Origin of the sequence: Parapedobacter pyrenivorans (assembly GCF_014636865.1) — a bacterium.
GTDB classification, from domain to species: Bacteria; Bacteroidota; Bacteroidia; order Sphingobacteriales; family Sphingobacteriaceae; genus Parapedobacter; species Parapedobacter pyrenivorans.
Genome location: NZ_BMER01000001.1, coordinates 1,564,904 through 1,586,186, shown reverse-complemented (window position 1 = coordinate 1,586,186; position 21,283 = coordinate 1,564,904). Strand labels below are relative to the sequence as shown.

14 protein-coding genes are annotated in these 21,283 nt (G+C 49.4%); all 14 read right to left on the bottom strand.

The annotated features are described in order from the left end of the window. Complete coding sequence (locus IEV98_RS06265) at positions 1 to 372, bottom strand: BlaI/MecI/CopY family transcriptional regulator (protein WP_188505022.1); 372 nt, start codon at positions 370 to 372, stop codon at positions 1 to 3. A 111-nt stretch (positions 373 to 483) separates the two neighbouring features. Further along, positions 484 to 1,572: a hypothetical protein gene (locus IEV98_RS06260; protein ID WP_188505021.1), complete on the bottom strand. Its 1,089-nt coding sequence runs from the start codon at positions 1,570 to 1,572 to the stop codon at positions 484 to 486. Positions 1,573 to 1,715: 143 nt separating this feature from the next. Beyond that, positions 1,716 to 2,798, bottom strand: coding sequence for a Gfo/Idh/MocA family protein (locus IEV98_RS06255; RefSeq protein ID WP_188505020.1), 1,083 nt, complete (start codon positions 2,796 to 2,798; stop codon positions 1,716 to 1,718). A gap of 26 nt (positions 2,799 to 2,824) precedes the next feature. After that, the gene (locus IEV98_RS06250) at positions 2,825 to 4,030 is read right to left on the bottom strand and encodes a nucleoside permease (protein ID WP_188505019.1); all 1,206 of its coding nucleotides are present in this window, start codon (positions 4,028 to 4,030) and stop codon (positions 2,825 to 2,827) included. Positions 4,031 to 4,038: 8 nt separating this feature from the next. Then, positions 4,039 to 6,693, bottom strand: a complete 2,655-nt coding sequence (locus IEV98_RS06245; RefSeq protein WP_188505018.1) for a PQQ-dependent sugar dehydrogenase — start codon at positions 6,691 to 6,693, stop codon at positions 4,039 to 4,041. Between the two features lie 19 nt (positions 6,694 to 6,712). Beyond that, a complete protein-coding gene (locus tag IEV98_RS06240) occupies positions 6,713 to 7,708 on the bottom strand; it encodes a Gfo/Idh/MocA family protein (protein ID WP_188505017.1) in 996 nt (331 codons plus the stop codon). Between the two features lie 35 nt (positions 7,709 to 7,743). Further along, entirely contained in the window at positions 7,744 to 9,315 is a 1,572-nt protein-coding gene (locus IEV98_RS06235; RefSeq protein WP_188505016.1) for an ADP-ribosylglycohydrolase family protein, read from the bottom strand. A gap of 102 nt (positions 9,316 to 9,417) precedes the next feature. After that, positions 9,418 to 10,878 carry an N-acyl-D-glucosamine 2-epimerase gene (locus IEV98_RS06230; protein WP_188505015.1) on the bottom strand — a complete coding sequence of 487 codons (1,461 nt, stop codon included), beginning with the start codon at positions 10,876 to 10,878 and terminating at the stop codon, positions 9,418 to 9,420. Beyond that, the gene (locus IEV98_RS06225; RefSeq protein ID WP_188505014.1) at positions 10,879 to 12,117 is read right to left on the bottom strand and encodes a DUF4998 domain-containing protein; all 1,239 of its coding nucleotides are present in this window, start codon (positions 12,115 to 12,117) and stop codon (positions 10,879 to 10,881) included. 27 nt (positions 12,118 to 12,144) lie between these two features. Further along, complete coding sequence (locus IEV98_RS06220; RefSeq protein ID WP_188505013.1) at positions 12,145 to 13,335, bottom strand: DUF5000 domain-containing lipoprotein; 1,191 nt, start codon at positions 13,333 to 13,335, stop codon at positions 12,145 to 12,147. Between the two features lie 44 nt (positions 13,336 to 13,379). After that, positions 13,380 to 15,278, bottom strand: a complete 1,899-nt coding sequence (locus IEV98_RS06215) for a RagB/SusD family nutrient uptake outer membrane protein (protein WP_188505012.1) — start codon at positions 15,276 to 15,278, stop codon at positions 13,380 to 13,382. Positions 15,279 to 15,289: 11 nt separating this feature from the next. After that, a complete protein-coding gene (locus IEV98_RS06210) occupies positions 15,290 to 18,502 on the bottom strand; it encodes a SusC/RagA family TonB-linked outer membrane protein (protein ID WP_229738603.1) in 3,213 nt (1,070 codons plus the stop codon). Positions 18,503 to 18,568: 66 nt separating this feature from the next. Next, positions 18,569 to 19,813, bottom strand: coding sequence for a sugar MFS transporter (locus IEV98_RS06205; protein WP_188505011.1), 1,245 nt, complete (start codon positions 19,811 to 19,813; stop codon positions 18,569 to 18,571). Between the two features lie 2 nt (positions 19,814 to 19,815). After that, positions 19,816 to 21,015: a n-acyl-d-glucosamine 2-epimerase gene (locus IEV98_RS06200; RefSeq protein ID WP_188505010.1), complete on the bottom strand. Its 1,200-nt coding sequence runs from the start codon at positions 21,013 to 21,015 to the stop codon at positions 19,816 to 19,818. Positions 21,016 to 21,283 lie beyond the last annotated feature (268 nt).

The following is a 21,283-nucleotide window of genomic DNA, read 5'->3' as shown; positions in this document are numbered from 1 at the left end:
TTATTTTTCTAAGTTATCAAGGTATTTTTTTATTTCTGCAAGCTCTTCGGCACTGGCCGTATTGCTGCCCAACGCCTGCATGATCAGCCGCCCAACCGAACCATTGAAAACATTGTCAATCATCTTACCAAGCAGATGCCGTTGGGTCAGCTCCTGGCTTACCATAGCCCGGTAGATGTGTGTCCGCGCCGAACTATCCCTGCTTACCAAGCCCTTCTCATGCATGATCTGCATAATCTTCAGTGTCGTTGTATAACCTGCGTCCTTGTTTTTCAATAACACTTCATGGACATCCCGCACGCTAGCCTCGCCCTTTTCCCATAGAATCTGCAAAATCTCCAATTCACTTTCTGTCGGTCTTATATGCGCCATACATCATACGATTAATTTCGTACTTCAAAAGTACGAAGGAATTCGTAAAATACAACTGTTTTTGCATTTTTTAACATTTGACTTCAAAAAGCAGGTTGAAATAACTAAGGATCAATCAACTAGTTCGCTCGGCGTTTTTCTTGACAGGCCGTAATAAAACCGTTGACCGGGGATATATTTTTCCTGGAGTTCAAAATTCTCAAATGAAGGACCACCTGGAATACGCATGTAGTGCGATTTATCCCTACTACCGCCACTCCAATACCGGGCCCTTCCATTTACCCGAACCGAAAGGGAAGGATCGGCGGTCTTTTTCTCCTTTTTCCAGTATTGCGTAAACTTAAAAGGCGCACGGTATTTCCAGCCCATCTTGGTCCGGGCCAGCGAATCAACTGGCCAATCCGCCAGGTCGTCCATGGTCTCATCACCCGTTGCCAACGCCCAAAGGTATCCACCGGTGTCTTCCAGCATCTGGCTCATCGGATAGCCGTCCTTTTCGATAAAATCGATTCCGTCAAATCCGTTATATAATTGGGTCGACGTCACCACACTACCTTTCAAGTGGAGATTCCGCAGCCGGGAATAGTTACCCATCGTGGCGGTGATGGCACATCGATCCATCGGTGTGCTGCCTTCATGGTGAAATACTTGGATGCACAATTCCTCCGGACGGTCACTGCGAATAGAAAGTTTCAAATAAGGAGCAGCTCCATGGGCAAACCGTTCCATAAATACATAAACGGATAGCTCCTCAACTGCCTCTCCCGCCCCGCCAACTTGGCTGACCACACCTCGCGCACGAGCCGTAGGATAATATGAGCCCGCCTCCGGCGTATCACTAGCCCACAGCAGTTTGCCCCATACACCGTCCACTGCAGAGGGGGAAATCTCACTGAATTCTATTTTTCCACTTACGATAGGCTCGATAGCCAGAAAGTTCATCAGGTACGTTTCCTCTCCGTTTTGATAACCTACGCGGATGAGCCCCCTAGGGCCACCACCATAGGGACGCTCATTTCTATGCTCAAGGCCATAAGGCCACAGGCTGAACACGATGCCGTTTTCGATTCCCCACACGGCTTCATCCGCTGCATGGTCCGGCCGGATCCAGGGTTGTGCTGCAGCATCCTGAGCATGGGCAACAAATGATGGGAGGCTAACAAACAAGAAAAGACCAAGGGATATTATTCTTACAATCATCGTCGTTTTGCGAAATGGTTAGTAACTAGTACGGTGGCGTCACGTACAAAAGTAGCCGGTATCGCCATGACCCAAAACCTATTACTCCGCCAATCGTGACTGTATTTTATCACACTTGGAGAAAACGACGTAAAAAAGTGCCTTTAGAGATACACCGGTTGACCTGTCTTCACCGATTCATCGCATGCAAATGCAATCTCCAGGCTACTGATGGCATGTTGCGTCAATTCATCCAAATCCAAGTCCGAATGGATGGCTTCCAAGAAAAATCGTTGTTCCCGGTTACACAGCTCCTGATGGTCCGGTTCGTCGGTCAGGTCTATCCATTCATCCGGTTTCACGAACGTATTGTTCCCATCAATTTCCGCATGGTGCAGGCGCAGCGATTCTGTTTTGGTATGCGCCGATACATTGTCTGAATTGCCCGTGGCGCCGGCATCCCTCGCAACGATTGAAAGTGATCCCTTTGGACCGAATACATCTTTCACAAAAAAAGCCGTTTCGCTGATCATCGGCCCCCACCCGGCCTCATACCAACCCACCGAACCATCTTCGAAACGGATCTGCAGTTGTCCATAATTGTAATTGCCTGCCGGAATATCATCCGTAAGCCGGGCGCCGATGGCATTCACCTGCACAGGTTTGCTTTTGGTCATTTGGCACATCACGTCAATATAGTGGACTCCGCAATCTACGATGGGGCTCAGGCTTTTCATCAGATTACGATGTACATCCCACATGCGGCCATGACTCTGCTGGTTGAGGTTCATCCGCATGACCAACGGCTTGCCCAATTGCCCGCTCAGTTCGACGAAATGCTGCCAGGAAGGGTGGTACCTCAGGATGTAGCCGATAACCAACTTCTTACCGGTTCGCCTTGCTGCTTCGGCCACCCGCTTTGCCCCCTCCACTGTATCCGCCAGTGGCTTCTCGATGAAGACATGACAACCATGATCAAACGCCATGATGGCAAATTGCTCGTGCGTATCGGGGTAGGTGGAGATGCAGACCGCATCCGGATTGGTTGCAACTAGCGCCTCCTCATAATTGCTAAATAGCGGATAATTACCTCCCAACGTTTCGTTCAACCGTTCTTTACTCGTGCCGGTAGAGACCAGTCCACAGATCTCAAACCCATCCAAACTGTGATAAGCCTGCGCGTGTGATGCTCCCATGTTGCCACAGCCGACAACCAGAATGCGTATTGTTTTTGATAACTTCATCATTTCAAAATAACAATTAATTTAACCATTTACCTATCCATCTGCTTTCCATTACCCCTGAACACCATTACGAAGACCACTAAAATAGCCAGTGAAATCCCCGCAGGTACTAGCCACACCCCCCGCCAATCATACAGATCCCCCGCACCTTCCGGCAATTTATATGCGTGAGTAATCCAACCCGACACATATGAACCGATCAGCATGCCGACGCCGTAAGTTGCAAAGGTAATCAATCCCTGGGCAGCATTCTTGAACCGTTCACCTGCCTGCCGGTCTGTATAGATCTGGCCCGTAACAAAGAAAAAATCATAGCAAACCCCATGCAGGAGAATGCCGAAATACAGCATCCATATCCCTGCACCCGCATCGCCATTTGCGAACAATCCATAACGGAGTATCCACGCCGCTATTCCGATCGTAAGCAGTAACTTTACTCCCCATCTGCGGAATACCAAGGGAATCAATAGCATGAACGCGAATTCCGACAGTTGGCCCAATGTCATCTTACCCGCAGCATTGGTTACCCCAACATCATTCAGGAAGGGGTTTGCAAAGCTATAGTAGAACGACAACGGAATACAGATGGCCAGTGACGCCACAAAAAAAATGATAAACGAACGGTTCCTGAACAATACGAGCGCATCCAGGCCAAGCACTGTGGAAAGGCTTGCGGCATTGCCCCGGTCGGGTGGGGTATCCGGAAGGTAGAAACTCAGTATCCCAAGTGCCACCGATGAACCGGCGGCTATATAAAAGATCCAAGGGCTGCTTTCCAGGCCCATAAAACCGACCATCAATCCAGCGGCTATCCAGCCTACCGTACCGAATACGCGGATATAGGGAAATTCTTTTCCGCCGTCTCGCAGCTGCTTAAAAGTAATGGAATTGGCTAGCGCCATGGTAGGCATGTAAAGTAATGTATATAACAGCAAAAGCCACCAGAAAAGGGAAGGTTGGCTGATTGTACCGAGCAGATACAGGGTCAGTGCCCCGGCAAGATGCAGTACTCCCATAACCCGCTGGGCGGCAAAGAACCGGTCCGCAATCAAACCTACAAAAAACGGTGATATAATCGCAGCTACCGACAGGTTGGCATAGGCAGACCCGATCTGGACCGCACCTGCCTGAAATTGGTCAATCATATACGTACCCAGTGTGACATACCACGCGCCCCAGGTAAAATACTCCAGAAACATGGCAAGCGACAACTTAACCCGTAAAGTTGAAGACATCGTTCCCATTATGGTTTCCGGTAGAATTTAAGCCAATCGAGATGGAACAGGTGCGTAGTCGCACTAGGGTTCTCAAATGTCAGGTAGAGGTCTTTATTGTCAAGTTCTCCCTTTACGGATGCTGACAGCTCCTGCCAGCCGTCCTCAGCACCGCTGTACTGTCCAGCGGGTACGGTTACGGTACAGACAACAGGTCCGTCCTTACTGCCCTGCCGTACTACGATGTTCCCGCCAGACCCGTTCGGCTGCACCCGGAAGCCCATGCGCGCAACGCCTGAAAGGTCGATCGCATTGAACCGAATGTATGTATCGTGGACGATGCCGTAAACATAGGCCATGAAAGCCGTCGTGACAGTCGCAATGGCTACATTGCCCGCATCAAAATCCTCCGCCTGCAACAACGGATACCGGAGCGACACATAATCTCTTGCCACCAAAGCGTCGATGCCATTTGCGCCCCCGTCGCGGTAAGATGCCGTAAGCAGATAAACGCCTTCCTGGCCCTGATGTGCCGTTAGTGGCAGTTCTCCCTGCAACGGCAGCTTCTCTCCCTTAGATGAAAGCGAACGGATGTAGTTGACCACCTCGACCGCATCTTCACGCGCCAGTTCGGGATGTGGCGACATTGCCCGCTCTCCCCAGTTCCCACTGCCGCCTTGGATGATCTTGCCCGCTAGGAACTCCGTGGCGCCATCCTGGCGCGCATACCGCTTGGCGATGGCCGTGTATGTCGGCCCTACCGATTCCTGATCCACGGAATGACAAGATTTACAATCCAAGCTCGAAATGAGCGTTTGCCCCTTGAGATATTGGAAACTAGCCGCGTCCTGTCCATTTGTCAACACGATAGCCGCATCCTTACCATGGGGAATATAGCCGAAAGAAACCGATATCCGTTCCGGATCGACCTGCTCTTCCTTGTCGGTAATAAATACCCGGTAGTCCAGTGCCGAATCATCCCAATAGAAACTGCGGTTGCCCTTGGTGGAAATCCGCACCTCGGGTGGCGTATTACCCACATAAACCATGCGCTGGGTTTCTCCGCTCCCCCCATGGCCATCCGTTACGGTAAGGACTACCTTATGGTTGCCATTGGCCGAAAACGTGTGTGAAACCGTCGGGCCCGTATAGGCCTCTCCATCAATCTCCCAATGATAATCCAGTTGGTCCGACCCGTCGTGATCGATGGTTCCTGCCGATGATAATTGTACGGTGAATGGTGCAGCTCCATATTGACTATCCATTGTTATGGCGGGGATGGGATTCCGGTTACCCTCCGCATATTCGATACGGATCAGCCGTGCATTGGTATTCTTAGCAAACCAATTCGTGCCGTATTCCAACAGGTAGATGGCCCCATCGGGTGCAAACTGCATATCCACCGGTGCATCAAACTTCCAATGATCCAGAAATGGCTCCATGCCGGCAAAATTCCCCTGCTCGTCAAAGCTGACAGCCATGATCCAGCCCCGGATCCATTCGTAGATAAACAGCTTGCCATCGTAATAGTCCGATAGCTTATACGGCGCGTTCTTGAAATGTTTGCTATAAAACACCGGACCTGCCATGGCGCTGGCCCCGCCATTGCCCACCAGCGGAAAATATTTTGAGTTGGTCTTGCCATACCAGATCATGGCAGGCTGCGCCGGGGGAAGCTCTCGTAACCCCGTATTATTCGGTGATTCGTTGATTGGGTTTGCGGGATCTTTGCCCGGCTCCTCCGCCTTCGTTTCGTAATTATACTTGGGAAATACATCGTTATTCCCCAGAAAATACGGCCACCCGAAAAACCCGGGCTCCCGCACCTGATTGATCTCATCGTAGCTCATCTTCTCCCCATCGGGTGCCTCCACCTGCGTATCCGGGCCCACCTCGCCGAAATACAGGTAACCCGTTTCGGCGTCGATACTGAACCGGTAAGGATTGCGGATACCCATCGCATAGATTTCAGGGCGGGTCTTCGGTGTGCCTTTGGCAAAAAGGTTACCTTCTGGGATTGCGTATCCACCCTGCGGCAATGGTTTTATACGCAGTATCTTGCCACGCAGGTCGTTGGTATTGGCTGCAGTTGCCTGATCGTCAGCCAGGCCACGCCCCGCACGCTCGTCCACCGGTGTATACCCTTCGGTCTCCTCGGCGTTCGTGTTGTCTCCCGTAGAAAGATAGAGGTTCCCCTGCTTATCAAACTTCAGGTAGCCAGCGGAATGGCAGCAGTAAATTCGCTGGGTAGGTATCTCCAGAATAACAGTTTCGCTTGGTCTGGATAGGCTATCGTTGCGGAACTCAAAGCGCGATAGCCGGTTAACAGCGCTGTCGCCTGCCACTGCATAATAAAAATAGAGCCAGTGGTTCCTTTCGTAATCCGGATCGGCGACAACCCCGAGCAAGCCATCCTCGATTCCGCTAAACACTTCGAAATTGGCAACCGTGCGTAGCTCCTTTGTCGCGTCCTTGTAAAGCCGCACCCCCCCTTTACGCTCCACAAACAGCACGTCGTTGCCAGGGAGGATAACCATCTCCATGGGCTCATCCAGTCCCTCGGCCAGCACCGTACGCGTGTAACGGCTGCTATCGGGGGCTACCGTTGGACGGAATCCCGAACCGCCGACACATGCCGTCAGCACTAAAAAGCTAATACAATATAGCGGAATAAAAACCTTCATAATCCATTTCCAAGCCAGGCTATACATCGAGTGCTACCGCCTTTCCATTACGTTTTCTACTGCGGTCCGCTGCCTCCATGAATGCGAACATCTCCAAGGTATCCGCCGGCTTTACCGGGGCAATTCCCGTATCAAAAAACTGTATAATTTGAGTGATCAATCCGCGGTAAGCCTGATCGGAAAATGGCCCCAGCGGAGCTGTCCCCTTTTCACCAAAAGCCGTACCTGCTATGCCCACAGGCCATTTACGGACGCCCCGCACCGTACCGATACGACCATCTGCCCATACCCCGGTGACGACATCGGCCTCCGGTGTATAAATACGCGATACCTGCTGGCAGCCCGGCCCCAATACCGCGTACAACATCTCCAAACCGTGTATCGCATACCAAGCCATATCCAAGTGACTTTCTTCCAACTCTGCCGGTGTATAAACATCGGCTCCGTTTACCTTGCCTACCGAACCTTGCATCACCTGCTGTACGTTCGGATCAAAACGCAGGGAAGACGACGAAAAAAACGGGGTACCGTACCGTTCGGAGGCCGATGCAATCGCCCGGGCTCCAGGTAACGACGCAGCGAGCGGCTTATCGATAAACACTCGTTTCTTTGCTTCAAAGACCGGTAATACCTGTTCGAGGTGCGGTCCTCCTTCGATGGTTTCCAACAGTACTACATCGCAAGCATCCAGCAATGCATCCATGCTGTTTACCAACGTGACACCGGCATCGGTCAACGCTTTCGAAACCGACGGCACCAGATTCAATACATCCCGGTTGGAAGCAGGGTGATAAGCCACGGTGACCCGGTAGCCCAGTCCCTCTGCCCCCATTTCGTTGATCATCCGGCAGAAGACTTCACTATGTGAAGTGTCCAGCCCGATGATGCCTATCCGTTTCCCGGTGATAGGGGCAAATGATTTCGCCTGCAAACCATATCGTCCCAGCATACCTAATCCGATTCCGGCAACCGCCACAGACCGGATAAACGATTTTCTATCTAATCTTCTACTCATGCTGTTATTGCTATGTTGATTAAAAGTTACTCCATTCATTTCATTACCCGCATCCCCCGGTTCGGTTCATCACGGTAAACCAGGCAATCTACGGTACGGAATTCATACGCGGGATGTGGATTCAGCACCTTGATTTCTACTTGATGGTTCCCTTTTGCCAATTGATACCTCCAGAACAGATCCGCGCGCGACTTTATGGGGTCGGTCGGGAAATCGGCCTGTTCCACTTCCTTTCCGTCGATATACAATCCGGCCCGTAACACGTGATCCGGGGCATCTGCCGATTTCTTCGCCGCATAACCGCGGACGACAAAACCGATACCGTCCACTTCAAAAACATAATTATCAGAAAACACCGTACCGAGCGGCTTTAGCTCGACCGGAAAATGACCAGCGAAATTTTCTTCAAATTCGACCGCCTTAACCGCCATCTCTGGCATCTTAACGGTATTGCCGGTAGTATCCCCGCCATGGAAGGCAACTGATGCTAATGCATGTTGGTATCCGACTTCGTACACTTCCGCCAATGAAAGGTTCGTGTAGCTGAATTTGCGATGTTCGGCCCGCTGTAGTGGAGCTAACCAATATGCCGGGATCTGGCTGTATCCCTTTACGACACCAAGCACGCCGAATGCAGTAGCCGGATTGCAATCCGAATCCTGTCCCACCCGTGTGGCAATTTCAATCGTCTGCGTAAAATCTCCGCCTCCATACAATAAACCCATGACCACGTAGGCGGCATTCAATTTCGCATCGATATTAAGCGGATGGAACACGCCGCTCGGACATCCCACCTCTGTTGCCCACTTCTTCTGCAGTTCAAACCAAGTTTGCTTCCAATCAGTAGGGTATTGGCCATGCCAACGGATAACATCCGAAATACATTTGTAAAAATTACTTTGCGCAGGAATGGCCTGTAACGCGTCTTTCACGATAAACGGAATATTGTCGTGCACGAATGCCAACGCATAAAGGTTGGCTACATAGACCCCGCCATATAGTCCATCACCCGAATTAACCAACCGGCCGATTTTATCGGCCACGCCTGTCGCCGCGCCTGGCATCCCGGGGCTCATCAACCCTGCAAAATCGGCTTCGATTTGAAAGTCGATGTCATCGGCATGTGGGTTATGCAACCAATGGCCGGCCCGATCTGCTGGCACGCCGTTCTGCAGATTATATCGCCCGGCCTGGTTAGCATGCCACAACTGGTATTCTTTACTGGCAAATGCGTCCGCAAACACCTCCAAAGGCGCATCGATACCCGACTTTTCGAACACTTCTACAAACGTCAAATCCACATAGACATCATCATATAGCCCTGGGAATGCCGTCATGGCTTCATTGACGTAATCATCGTGCCACGGAATACGCTGATCATCCTGAATGTACGTACCCAGATATTGAAACTCCGTTGGCCAACCAAACGTGACCCCAATGGTCTGTCCAGCCCAGCCGCCTTTTATTTTATCTTTTAAGTGTTCTTTACTGATAAGCAGTGCTTCCGTTCCCCGCTTCACTTGGCTATGGCTCGCCGAACAAGCAAACCAATGGACTCCGAAAATAATAAGAAAAAGACTTAATTGCCTTATTTTGTTCTTCTTCATTTTGCTATTCTCCATCTATTATTCTATTCCGTATTCAAAAAGACTAGCCTCGGCCTTCGAATTCGTTGGGACTGTCCAAGACGGATTGCCTTAAAAATATCCTTACTCAATCGTGATTGTTGAGTTCGCATCCACCTGATGAGCGGAAAACCCCTTATGAAACCACAGATCAGGCGTGTCCTCAATCTGTTTAAAATGAATATCAAAAGAGCTGGCAGGAAAATCATCCGCAGTTATCTTGATGCGGTTACCATCCACTTTTACGGATGATATCGTTACTGAAACAGGATTCTGACGCTGTGAAAAGGAAAAGTTCAACGGATCTTCACCCGTAGCACTGTCTATCCGTTTGCTGAATGAAATCACGATGGATTTTCCGTCAGTTCGCTTGGCGGCTTTGGGCACAGGGGGTTCGGTATAGATATAGCCACCGAGATGGTATTCATAACTTGTCCAGGTAGCATAACTGTGCTGTGATGCGGCCTTATTAAATTCCCTGACCCAATAGGCCGATTTGATCATGTTTTTTGCCGAACCGATATCGGCTTGAACACCAATCGGCACGTTGGGATGCACCGCTTTAAGCTGGTCCACAAACCCTTGGTAATGCCGCATGTAATCGGGTGGAAGCTGCGCTTCGGTCTTCACCCAGTCCGGCCAATGCGTCTGAAAATAATGGACATCCGGCTTTACCATGCTGACCATAGCAGCGGCATCCAGTCCCTGGTCTTCCCTAAGCCGTTCAAACGACTTCGGGCCAGCATCGATCGCGAGACTCCACGTGGCAACCAGCGCATCCGGCCTAGCGTCCCGTACGCCGCCCTCGCCGTTAATCAACTCGTTAAGGAACTGATTCACCGCATTAACTCTGAAATCAACCCATTGCTGATAAACCTCCGGCTTTTTCGTATAGTAATCCTCAGCCGAGGGATCCGAAAAATTCGGCATATCCAGACCATACTGCGTTTTGAAAGCCAGTTGCGCAAGCGGACCGACATCTCCGTAAGTTCCTTTCGCGATGGCCTCCCATTCTGGAAAATAAGCTTCAGCCAATTCCAAGCCATCAAACGGATAAGTTGTCATTAGCTTAACTAAGCTCCGCTTTTTCCACGAAACAAAGTCTGTGTTGAAAGGCGATAGAAATGTAAAACCAGCAGCCCCATTGATGCTATTATTCAGCCCCATTTTCCACTGTTCCCATCCCGCGGGGTACCCAGCTGTCGAATAGGTACCATTCCCTAACGTCATCAGCCAGACACGCATCCCTTCATTATGGAATGCATCAATCAGGTCGCCATTCACCTGATTTTCATTGACCACGAAATAATGGACGGCCTTGAATCCAGCAAGTTTCACCTCTTCCGCTATGCTTTGTGCCGAACGGTTTTGATAGTAGGCAAACCCCGGATCAATCTGGATGGTTACATCATCCGCGTGTATAGCCGCTAACTTTTCGCTGGGAATGACGTACGTTTCATCTGCCGTCGATACCCGCTTTTCCTTCTTGCAGCCTGAAGCCAATGTCAGCAAACAAGCCACAATTGTATAGGTGATGTTCATCATTTATTGATAACCCCAAAATGTTAATTCCGCGATCATGACATTCAGGTTGCCGCCCCACGTGGCGTTTGTCTTAAACCGAATGTATTGGTAGAACTTATCCGTAGCTGGGAAATTAAACGTTTCACCTGCAACGGCAATGGCTGCGTCTTGTTCGGATACTTCGCCAACAGGCAAACCGGAAGGCTTCACAGACTCGAACGTACCCAAGAGCGTCCAGCTATCCCAGCTACCGTCTGAAGCTGGATCATTGCTACCATAGATTTCAAATTGTTTAGGAGCACCAACATTAAACATCCAATAGGGATCATGGGAGAGCTGGTTTACCGTGATTTTTGTCAGTCGGCTTGCGTAGCCTAAATCCAAGGTAAACCAATTGGGAAGCGACAGCTCAGGGAGATTGGGATTCATGTAAAAGAAGTTGGGACTGCTAATCTGATTATCCCAGAGGTTCTCGATTTTCCAATCATTGAATTCCGGCAGGTACGTATCAGATGGCAAGGCGTTGAGTGACCACACGGCTTTGTCGAGCAATGCTTCCTCAAGCACCTCCTGAAAGACCTCTTGCTCCGAATAGAACGTATCCAATGCAGCTGCTTCCGGTAGGAAGGCTGTCCGATAGGTAAATTTCCCAGCCCGCGGAAAGTTAGACAACGTATCCAGGACCCGGTATGGCGCTACTTGATGTACAACATTTTCGCCATTTTCCGCCACATAGTGGAGTTCAACATCGGCCATCGTATTATCTGCAGGCATCCAACCGATTTCCAAATCATTGCCTATCCGTCGAATCGTTCGGTATGCCCGATTCAACAGGGAACGCTGGTAACGCTCCCCGTACGACTTTCCACTAATGGAAGATTTAACTGAAGAATTACCGTAGCGGTCGAACAGGAAGACATCAAAATGATGAATACCCTCGGCTAGATCCGTAATGGTTACGCGTACGGTATCGATTGTCGATGTTTTCGAGAGATCGCCTTGTAAGGAGTCTTTACCGTTGTTCCAGAATAACCGATACCCGGTTACCTTGGGATCGGAGATCAGCAGCCAGGAAACCTCCACCCGGCCGTTTCCACCATGGACAGCCAAGGAGTCTGTCTTTCCTACATAGATGGTTTCGCCACCTTCGATGAATGCCCGATATTGGTCATCCATCTTTTTGCAGCTGACGATTGCCAACAGCCCAATAATGACAGTGGAAAGACCCGTTATATGCAATCGCATTTGATTGGTTTTCATGATTAGTCTTGTTTTGTGTATCTAAACTCAGTTTACCGGTTGCCCCCAGAGTGTCAACTCCGCGATCATCACATTCAAGTTACCACCATACGTCCGCTTGGTTTTGAAACGGATATAGCGGTACGAATCCACTTCCAGTGGAAACGTAAAATCTTCCCCCGCTATGGCTACAGCCCTATCCTCATTGGATAAATCGCCTAATGGGCGCCCGGAAGGTTTAACAGACTCGTATTCAGACAACAACGTCCAACTGTCCCAGCTACCATCTGCTGCAGGGGCATTACTGCCATACACCTCAAACTCCTTGGGGGCGCCGCCCTGGAACATCCAAGCATCGTTATGGGACAACTGGTTCACCCGGATACGGCTGAACTTCGCTTCCTGACCCAGGTCAATCGTAAACCAGTTGGGCAGTGCTAAGTCTTCCAAATTTGGTTTTACGTAAAAAATCAACCCTGTCGTTCCATCCCATAGGTTTTCGACCCGCCAATCAGCGAACTCCGGGACATACGTATCGTTTGGCAAGGGAAGATGTTTCCATTTTGACTTGTCGAGTGCTACCTCAAACAAGGGGGTCATCGTTGTAAAAAGTGTATCCGACGAGTTTTTCCATTTATCGGTAAAGAAAAACGCAAAGTCGGTTGGTTCGGATTCCAGTCCTCTGACGGAATAGTCCCGTTCCTTGGCGTTGGTATAAAGCCGGTCATAAGAGACCCATCCACCATCTTCATCTTTGATCAGCGTATAAAAAACATACTCACCACTTTCATCATTGGTAAACAATGCATTGATTCCTCCGAAAGTTTCCCGCACTTTCAGCGACTCATACACGACATGCAGATTGGCTTTGAGCGGGTTGATGTTTACAGCCACCGGCTTGGACCGGCTTTCTGAGCGGTTAACTGCGTAGAGGGTTACTTCTCTGGGCTGGGTATCAGCAAAGCCATCCAATATGATATAGTTTGTATAAGCGGATGCTTTCACTGTGCGTGCCGCTCCCGATGCGGATATAAATTCGGCGACGACATACAACACATCTTCGTCATCAGGCAGCGTATAGGTAATCTTTGCACCACCTGCTACATTCGTCACTTGTAAATTGGAAATAACTCCCGGTATATCGCCGTTCGTTGCCAACGGTCCCATCGCCGTATCCTTACAACCTGCTACAATCAGCAGAAAGCCGGCGATCATGAACGTTAATTGTTTCTTTTTCATTGCCTATTCAATTTCTTGATTAATACAAAATTTCCGTCGTTCAATTACCAACCGGGGTTTTGAGTAAGATTTTTATTCACGATCAGATCGTTCTCCCTGATTGGCCAGAAATAATCTTTAAGCCCGAACGTTTGATCGTACAGTATACGCACACGATAGTATGCCTCTGGAGTGACCTGGTCGACATCCCAACCCGAAATCGACTGATTCAATTCCTCCGGGGCGGTCTTCCACCGGCGGAGGTCCCAAAACCGCTGACTTTCTAAAGCGAGTTCAATATTCCGCTCACGGTGAATGATTTCCCGCAACCCACCCACGGTTGACGGCTTTTGCGGATTTTTGGAAAAATTGGCCCATGAATCGACCACCCCATCCAGACCAGCCTTTTCCCTGACCAGGTCGACGTAACGAATGCTCTCTGGATTCGGCCCTTGGGCCTCATTAAGCGCTTCCGCATAAAGCAGGTATAAATCCGCCAAGCGAAGCATCACCCAAGGCCAATTGATTGACGTATATGTGCCCGTATTTACCGACGTATTCGTATAATTAATCCACTTCTTTGCATAGTATCCGGTTACCGAGTGCCACCCCACCTGAATCTTACCGCCTATCTGTTCTTTCTTGATCTGCAGGTAGTAAGGGTCATTATCGTCAAACCGTCCCTGCCCGTACCAAACACCGCCATCAAAGCCCAGTGTACCATAAAACCGTGGTTCCCGGTCGAAATTCAGCTGGGACGTGGTGTATCCTTCTTTGATCTGGTATTTTTCACTGGCAGTACTTGTCCGCAAGGCGTAGCGTTCCGAATAGTTGTACGTCACATCTTCATCAATGGGCACACCGTTTTTCGAATAGAAGAGGTTGACAACTTTCATCGTCACACCGATACTGCCATTGGGCTCCTGGTTACCGACGTGTGACGGTTCCAAGACCCTGGGGGCAGCCCATACTTGCAGGTCACGCGTTGTACTTCCCGTATTCGCCCAGATAATTTCATTATTCCACCGCTCAGTAATCGTCCCTCTGGTGGTTAGATGAAGTTTGGTGTCAGCGGAAATATTGCGTGTCTGTTGGCTCCCTTCAAATTCATACAACGCATAACCAAGCGAGTGGCATAGCTCGATTGCCGCTTTACAGGCCTCGGCAGCCCGAACCCATTTTTCAGCGCTGTAGGTTGTATTGAACAACGGGATGCCGTCACGATTGGTGAACCCGGCATAGTCCGTATTTCCATTAAACAGCGGGCTAGCCGCATAGGTAAGCACTTTCGCCTTCATTCCGATCGCGATGGGTTTCGTAATTCTGCCCAGTTCGGAGTTTTCGTCACGCACCTCGTTTGGCAAATCCGGCGCAAGTTCATCCAGCAGGTTAACAACATATTCAAACACTTCGTCGACAGGCCTCCGGATGACACGGACTTCCTCTCCCGATGCCGAAATCGGCAGATTCTCATCGATGATCGGAATAGGTCCATACATCCGCAGCAAGAAAAAATGATAATAGGCCTTTAGAAATTTTGCTTCCGCCGCCCATTGTGCCTTTTCGCGATCGTCCATATCGGGAACTTGATCGATATGCTCGAGAAAGATATTGCATTGGCTAATGCCAGTCCACAATGCCATAGCGGAATTGGCACCGTTCCAATAATCCAATACCGGATTATTCACGTTTTGGTTCCCCAGGGCGACCACCCAGTTTGGCCACCATGACTTATCTGCCGAAAGCCAGAGTTCATCGCCGCCGAACATGGCTGGATTTTGGTACATGTCGCCCATTCTTGGCAGGAAGGAGTAGCAGGTAAACAGGTACTTTTCTGCGGTTACCCGCATACGGAAAGCATATTCAACCGTGGCAATATTATCGGGGACAATATCCAGGTATTTTTGACAGGATACTGTTAGCGATAAAACTGCACCGCATATAATCGTTTTGATTGCGTTCATTGCTGTATTTTCTAGAAAGTAAGGTTTATACCGAGGTTATAGACACGTTGGAGCGGATAGCCCAGTCCATTTCCGCCCATCTCTACGTCCCATAGCTTAAAGCCACTGATCAAAAACAGATTGGATCCACTGACGTAAAGACGTAGGTTCTTCATATACATCCGCTCTGCAAGTCGCTGAGGAAGTGAATAACCCATTTCAACCTGCTTAAGCCGCAGAAACGCCCCGTTATTCAACCACCAGGTGCTCAACTGCGTGTTGTTCTGCTGAGACTCGGTACTAAACCTTGGCCACCGTGCGTACAGATCGGGATTTTCCAACGAATAATGGCTATCCGCGTACGCCTTGATGATCTGCTTTCCTCCCACAAAAGGTTCGACGTTCGCAGGTCCGGTAATATACCCTCCGGTCGCTGCGTTCCAGGCTGTCCCTCCCGTCCAGAACGAAGAATAAGCGGAACCCTGGAAAAACGCCGACAAGTCAAAATTCTTGAAGCCAATGGAAAAGCCGCCTCCATAGATAATTTCGGGAACCGTAGGATAGCCAATGGGCACCATATCCAAGGCGGTGATTTCACCGTCACCATTAACGTCCTTGTATTTGATATCACCGGCCACGTTCTTGGTCCCAAAATTCTGTGCGGGGGAGTTATTTACCTCATTATCATCCACAAACAATCGCTCGGCAATAAAGCCCCATTGTTGGCTCAGTGGATATCCGATACGCGATTTCCACCATTCCTGCTCGTATTGCGGTTCTTCGTAGGTGAGGTACTTATTCGTCGCATAGGTAAAGTTTCCCCTTGCCTGTAACCAAAGTCCGTTTGAAAAGCTATGCGCGTAATCGACGGATACGTCGATGCCCTGCCCCTCCGCCTCACCAACATTCGCACGTACCGGCGCAGTCAGTCCCATCGTCGACGGGATATCAGCCCGGTCCATCAAGATATTGGATCGCTTCTCCCTGAAATAATCGGCTTGCACGGTTATTTTGTTGAATAGTCCAAGTTCAAGTGCAAGGTTCAGTTTCTGCGATTTCTCCCACGTAATATCAATATTTGAGTACCGGGTAATGTCAATGCCGTTCAAGAATCGTCCGGATTCGCGGCCGAATGCGAAGCCACGGTAGTCCGCGTTCATTTCAACGTTTGAAAGGTAGAAGAAACGATCCGTTGCCTCGCCGATCGCGTCATTACCCACCAATCCATAGGTAGCACGGAGTCGCAGGTTGTTCACGTTATCCTTGAACGGCTTCCAGAACTCCTCGTTGGATACCGTCCATGCCAACCCGAATGAAGGGAAAAAGCCGAACCGTTTATCTTTATAGAATCTTTCGGAGCCATTATATCCAAAATTGAACTCAGCAAAATAACGGCTATCGAAGGCGTAGGTAGCGCGGCCCGACACGCCAAAATTACGTGATGGCAGAGAAAGCTGCAGGCTACCTGCCTTTGCATTCATCCCTGAACGCATAATGGACACAAGCATCCCGCTGAGACTGTGCCGTTCGTTAAATACCCGGCTATAATTCAAGGCATTCTCCATATAAAACACCGTTTGCTGCTCACGTAGGTCGGGATTGAGTGTAAAACTCAGAAATTCCTCCCCCGCTGTCTCATTGAACACCCCGACTTCGTAATCCAGTGTCCGCTTATCGTAAGACTCCAGTTGATAGAAAAACGGCTTATAGGCTCGCTCGATGTCAAAGCGCGAAATCCGGTTCGTATTGAACATGGATCTGAATGTCAGCCCTTCGGTCAGGAAATACAGGTCTTGTTTTATTTCCATTTGGGCCATCATCAATGACCGGTTATAATCCTTATACCCTTTAACCATATCTGCATAGGGGTTCAGGAACGCTCTCCCCGAAACCCCGCCAAACATGACGTGCTGAACGTGCTGATGCGCTTCATCTTTCGGATAAAACGGAAGGAAGTCAACCGGATTTGTCCGGATCACCGTGTTGTAAATGTCGCTTCCTCCCTGGATAGGCCCGGTATAATCATCAAAATTGCCGCTTAGCCGTACGATCAACTCGGTAGATTTCGTCAGATTGACATTTACATTGGCGCGTAGCGTATAGCTTTTTAAATCGATGTTATTGTTGAAGTTACTGACCGGGTCAACGCGAAGCACCCCATTATCCTGCGCAAGCGAGCCAGCAACGTAATACCGGGCTACTTTCCCACCCCCGGAAACATTGAGGTTGTAGCGATGGTTAAGGGTGTTATTTTTGAACAATGCAGACCGCCAGTCCACAGCCGGGAAAATCACCGGGCTCACACCTTCAGCGGTCATATCAATCTTTTCCGTAGGATACAAAGGCTCATCAAACGGATTCCGTGCATATTGCGCATCGTTGTAAAGCCGCATAAACGTTACCGGATCGGCCAATTCCACATTTTTAGTCGGCGCGGAAAGTGACGTCTCTGCACGGAAGGAAATCGAAGCAGCGCCCTCTTTCCCCTGTTTCGTGGTCACGAAAATGACACCATTGGCACCGCGCGCACCATACAGTGCGGTAGAGGTGGCGTCTTTCATAATGGAGAAACTTTCGATATCGTCCGGTCGTAACCGCGCGAGTTCCGTGGTACTCAGCTCAACACCATCGATCAATATCAGTGGATCTACCTTACCCGTTCCGAAGGAGGTAACGCCGCGGATAAAAAAATCCGCATTATCCTGCCCGGGTTCGCCACTGCGCTGGTACGCAATAATCCCTGCGGCCTGGCCAGCCAGTGCAGTGGTTAGGTTGCTGGATGGAACACGTAGACTAGATGGCTTTATTGACGTTACAGCACCAACCATATCCGTTTTCTTCTGTGTACCAAATGCCACGACGACCACTTCATCCAACGCCGACTGGTCTGCTTCTAACACCACCACCATATCAGATCCGGTAACCTGTACCTCTTGGGTAGTGTATCCTGTGTACGTAACGACAAGTACATCATTCTTTCCGACGCCCGGAAAAGCAAACCGGCCGCCTTTATCGGTTTGCGTTCCCACCGCTGTACCTTTGATGAGCACGGTGGCACCAGCTAACGGTGTTCGGGAAGAATCGACCACAAGCCCCGTTACCTGGTCCTGGAGGGATGCTTTCCCTGTTGCAGACAACGGTTGGCCGGCAAATACCACATACAGTGCGATGGCCAATAACCACCTCATTCGCACGAGCCCGATCAACGTACCCATGCGCCATAATCGTGTATCTTTTTCTTTCATATATTTAAGTTAAAATGGTTTTCAAGTCTGTGTAATTGGATTTTTTATATCATTAAGAGGTAAGGATTAACTGCCGGGACTCCGCACACGGTACCCATAAAGTCCATAATAGCAAACATAGGCGTAACACAGCATGGGTAATATAAATGCGAGCTCCCACCCGCTGACATCGATCAATACACCTTGTAAGTATGGAATCACCGCGCCACCTACAATAGCTGTGGATAATAACCCGGAAGCCTGCGTCGTGTACCGTCCCAGACCCTGAACCGACAACGAAAAAATAATAGCAAACATCACCGAATTGCAGAGCCCGACGGAAATCATCGTCCATACCGCGAGGTAACCGCTCGAAAAAACAGAAAACAGGATAAGAGCAACAGCGGAGCCAGCAGCAAACACCAACACATGCTGCGGCTTGAAAAGCTTTAGCAATACAGAGCCTATCAGCCTGCCAACCAACATCCCACCCCAATAAAAAGCGACGTAGTTATTCGCTGAATGCTCCCCGATATCCAGCCGATCGGCAACGTAGTTGGTCAGGAACGTACCAATGGCAACCTCCGCGCCCACATACATGAAAATACCGACCAAGCCGAAATTCAAGTTACGGAACGTATGGATCCCCTGACGGGCACGGCCATTAGGCTGTCGCAACTCCATTTCGTCTTTCGCAACCTTAGGCAACGCCAAAAAGTAAACAACCAATGCAATCAAAAACAGCATCCCGCCGATGGCCAGATAGGGCATGCTGACCGCATCGCTAGACGCATTGGATTCGGATAATCTCGATAAAATGAAATGTGCGCCAAACAGTGGAGCGACCGTCGTACCGATTGAGCCCACCCCCTGGATCAGCGTTAACCTCGACGAGGCGGTGTCCGGTTTGCCGAGCAAGGTGATATACGGGTTTGCCGCCACCTGCAACAATACGATGCCAATCGCTAGCACAAACAACGCGCCGAGGAAAAGTTGATACTGATGCAATAACGCGGCCGGGAAAAACAAAAGCGCTCCAATCCCTGCTATAGCAAAACCGAATACCATTCCCTGTTTATAACCGACTTTCTCCACAATCTTTCCAGCAGGGATAGACATGACAGCATACGTCAGGAAAAAATAAAACTGTACCAGCGCCGATTCCGCATAGTTCAACGTAAATCCGGTTTTAAAAAATGGCACAAGCGTATCATTCAAACAGGTGATGAACCCCATCATGAAATACAGTACAGCCAAAACAATTAACGCCGGTGTATACGACCGTCCATTGGTCTCATTCGCCATTGGGCTATTTACAGGTACGAATGCCATAATTAGTTATCCTGAACCATCAACTTCTTTTGTCTTGTCGAAATAGCTTCCATGGTCTTCCACAGTTGGAACAATCCCCGAGGCACATGAAAGCATCCTTTCCATTTACCGCCTTTTGAAGGTAGCAATACCTCTCCCCTGCGGTTGAGGTAACCGTACCATTCGCCGTATTGTGCGTCCGGAAAATGTGACCAGGTATAACCATGCAGCTTTGAAAACCACGATGCGCAACGCTGGTCGCCCGTATGCAAATACCCTTTCGCAAAAGCAATCATTGCTTCGATGTGCACCCACCAGAGTTTCTGATCCCACTCCAGTTGCTGCAGCGGCTTCCCTTTAACATCGAGGAAATAAAAGATGCCACCGTGCTTTTTATCCCATCCGTATTCAACGAGTTGTATGGCAATGTCAGTAGCCTTCCTGGCCAACTCCGCATTGCCCGAGCGTTTTGCAAGGTCCATCACGAACCACATGGCTTCCAGCCCGTGGCCTGGATTAACCAGCCTTCCGTCGAAAGAGTCGGAAAACCGGCCATCAGGGGTAACGTTCTCCAGAATTACAGCTGATTCCGACTGGTAAAACCGATCCATTATCGTATCGACACAGGAGCGGACGGTTTCTTCCACCACGCCCGGATCGAGCAGGTGTTCGATTTCAAGCACCAGGTTGCATAGAATCATCGGGAGGGCAAAGTTCTGGAGTGAACGTGTATCCGGATATTGCTTATTATATGCCCCCTTGGGGTTGCTGCTACGCTGAAGGATTTGATGGAAGGTCTGTTTGGCGATTTCAGCATGTGCCGCATCTCCTGTAGCTTTATTCAGCTGGCCGAATGCCATCGCTGCAAAGCAATCCGAGAAGATATTGTAAGGTTGGGTCAGCGGAATACCTGCTTGATTCAATGCAAAATACCAATTGCCCGCAGCATCCCGCCCATTAGCCATCAGAAATCTGGCACCCGATAACGCAAAGTCAAGCCATTCCTGCCGTTGTGCCACTTGGTTATACAGCATCGAAAAGCACCATACCTGCCTCGCCTGCAACCAGACAAACTTATCGGTATCATATACACGACCACGTTGGTCTAGGCAGGTAAAATAGCCACCGTATTCGTCGTCAGCCGAATTTTTCAACCAAAATGGAATAACATCATCCAATAACTGGCTTTTATAAAGCTCCGCCAGTGCCGCTGCATCAATCATCTACTATCCTCTTCTTTCTATTTGTACATGTTGGGATTTGCCGAAATCACATCCCACTTAGTCTTGGTTATAATTTAGGCTGCTAAATAATAATATATTTTTCATTCATCCAAATTATTTTTAAATTATTTTCTTAAATAAGGTACATATTAATAATTTATTTTCTTTAATATCTCAAATCACCTATTAACAATCTATCCACTTACCTATCCAGCACTTACAAACGGCCATTTTTGGGTTTATTATCACAATATTTTTAATTTTTTTT

Excerpts from the sequence above, each read along its gene's own strand:
- IEV98_RS06265 (WP_188505022.1), bottom strand. The coding sequence starts at position 372 with ATGGCGCATATAAGACCGACAGAAAGTGAATTGGAGATTTTGCAGATT.
- IEV98_RS06255 (WP_188505020.1), bottom strand. The coding sequence starts at position 2,798 with ATGATGAAGTTATCAAAAACAATACGCATTCTGGTTGTCGGCTGTGGC.
- IEV98_RS06220 (WP_188505013.1), bottom strand. The coding sequence starts at position 13,335 with ATGAAAAAGAAACAATTAACGTTCATGATCGCCGGCTTTCTGCTGATT.
- IEV98_RS06225 (WP_188505014.1), bottom strand. The coding sequence starts at position 12,117 with ATGAAAACCAATCAAATGCGATTGCATATAACGGGTCTTTCCACTGTC.
- IEV98_RS06205 (WP_188505011.1), bottom strand. The coding sequence starts at position 19,813 with ATGGCATTCGTACCTGTAAATAGCCCAATGGCGAATGAGACCAATGGA.
- IEV98_RS06250 (WP_188505019.1), bottom strand. The coding sequence starts at position 4,030 with ATGTCTTCAACTTTACGGGTTAAGTTGTCGCTTGCCATGTTTCTGGAG.
- IEV98_RS06240 (WP_188505017.1), bottom strand. The coding sequence starts at position 7,708 with ATGAGTAGAAGATTAGATAGAAAATCGTTTATCCGGTCTGTGGCGGTT.
- IEV98_RS06260 (WP_188505021.1), bottom strand. The coding sequence starts at position 1,572 with ATGATTGTAAGAATAATATCCCTTGGTCTTTTCTTGTTTGTTAGCCTC.
- IEV98_RS06235 (WP_188505016.1), bottom strand. The coding sequence starts at position 9,315 with ATGAAGAAGAACAAAATAAGGCAATTAAGTCTTTTTCTTATTATTTTC.
- IEV98_RS06215 (WP_188505012.1), bottom strand. The coding sequence starts at position 15,278 with ATGAACGCAATCAAAACGATTATATGCGGTGCAGTTTTATCGCTAACA.
- IEV98_RS06245 (WP_188505018.1), bottom strand. The coding sequence starts at position 6,693 with ATGAAGGTTTTTATTCCGCTATATTGTATTAGCTTTTTAGTGCTGACG.
- IEV98_RS06210 (WP_229738603.1), bottom strand. The coding sequence starts at position 18,502 with ATGAAAGAAAAAGATACACGATTATGGCGCATGGGTACGTTGATCGGG.
- IEV98_RS06200 (WP_188505010.1), bottom strand. The coding sequence starts at position 21,015 with ATGATTGATGCAGCGGCACTGGCGGAGCTTTATAAAAGCCAGTTATTG.
- IEV98_RS06230 (WP_188505015.1), bottom strand. The coding sequence starts at position 10,878 with ATGATGAACATCACCTATACAATTGTGGCTTGTTTGCTGACATTGGCT.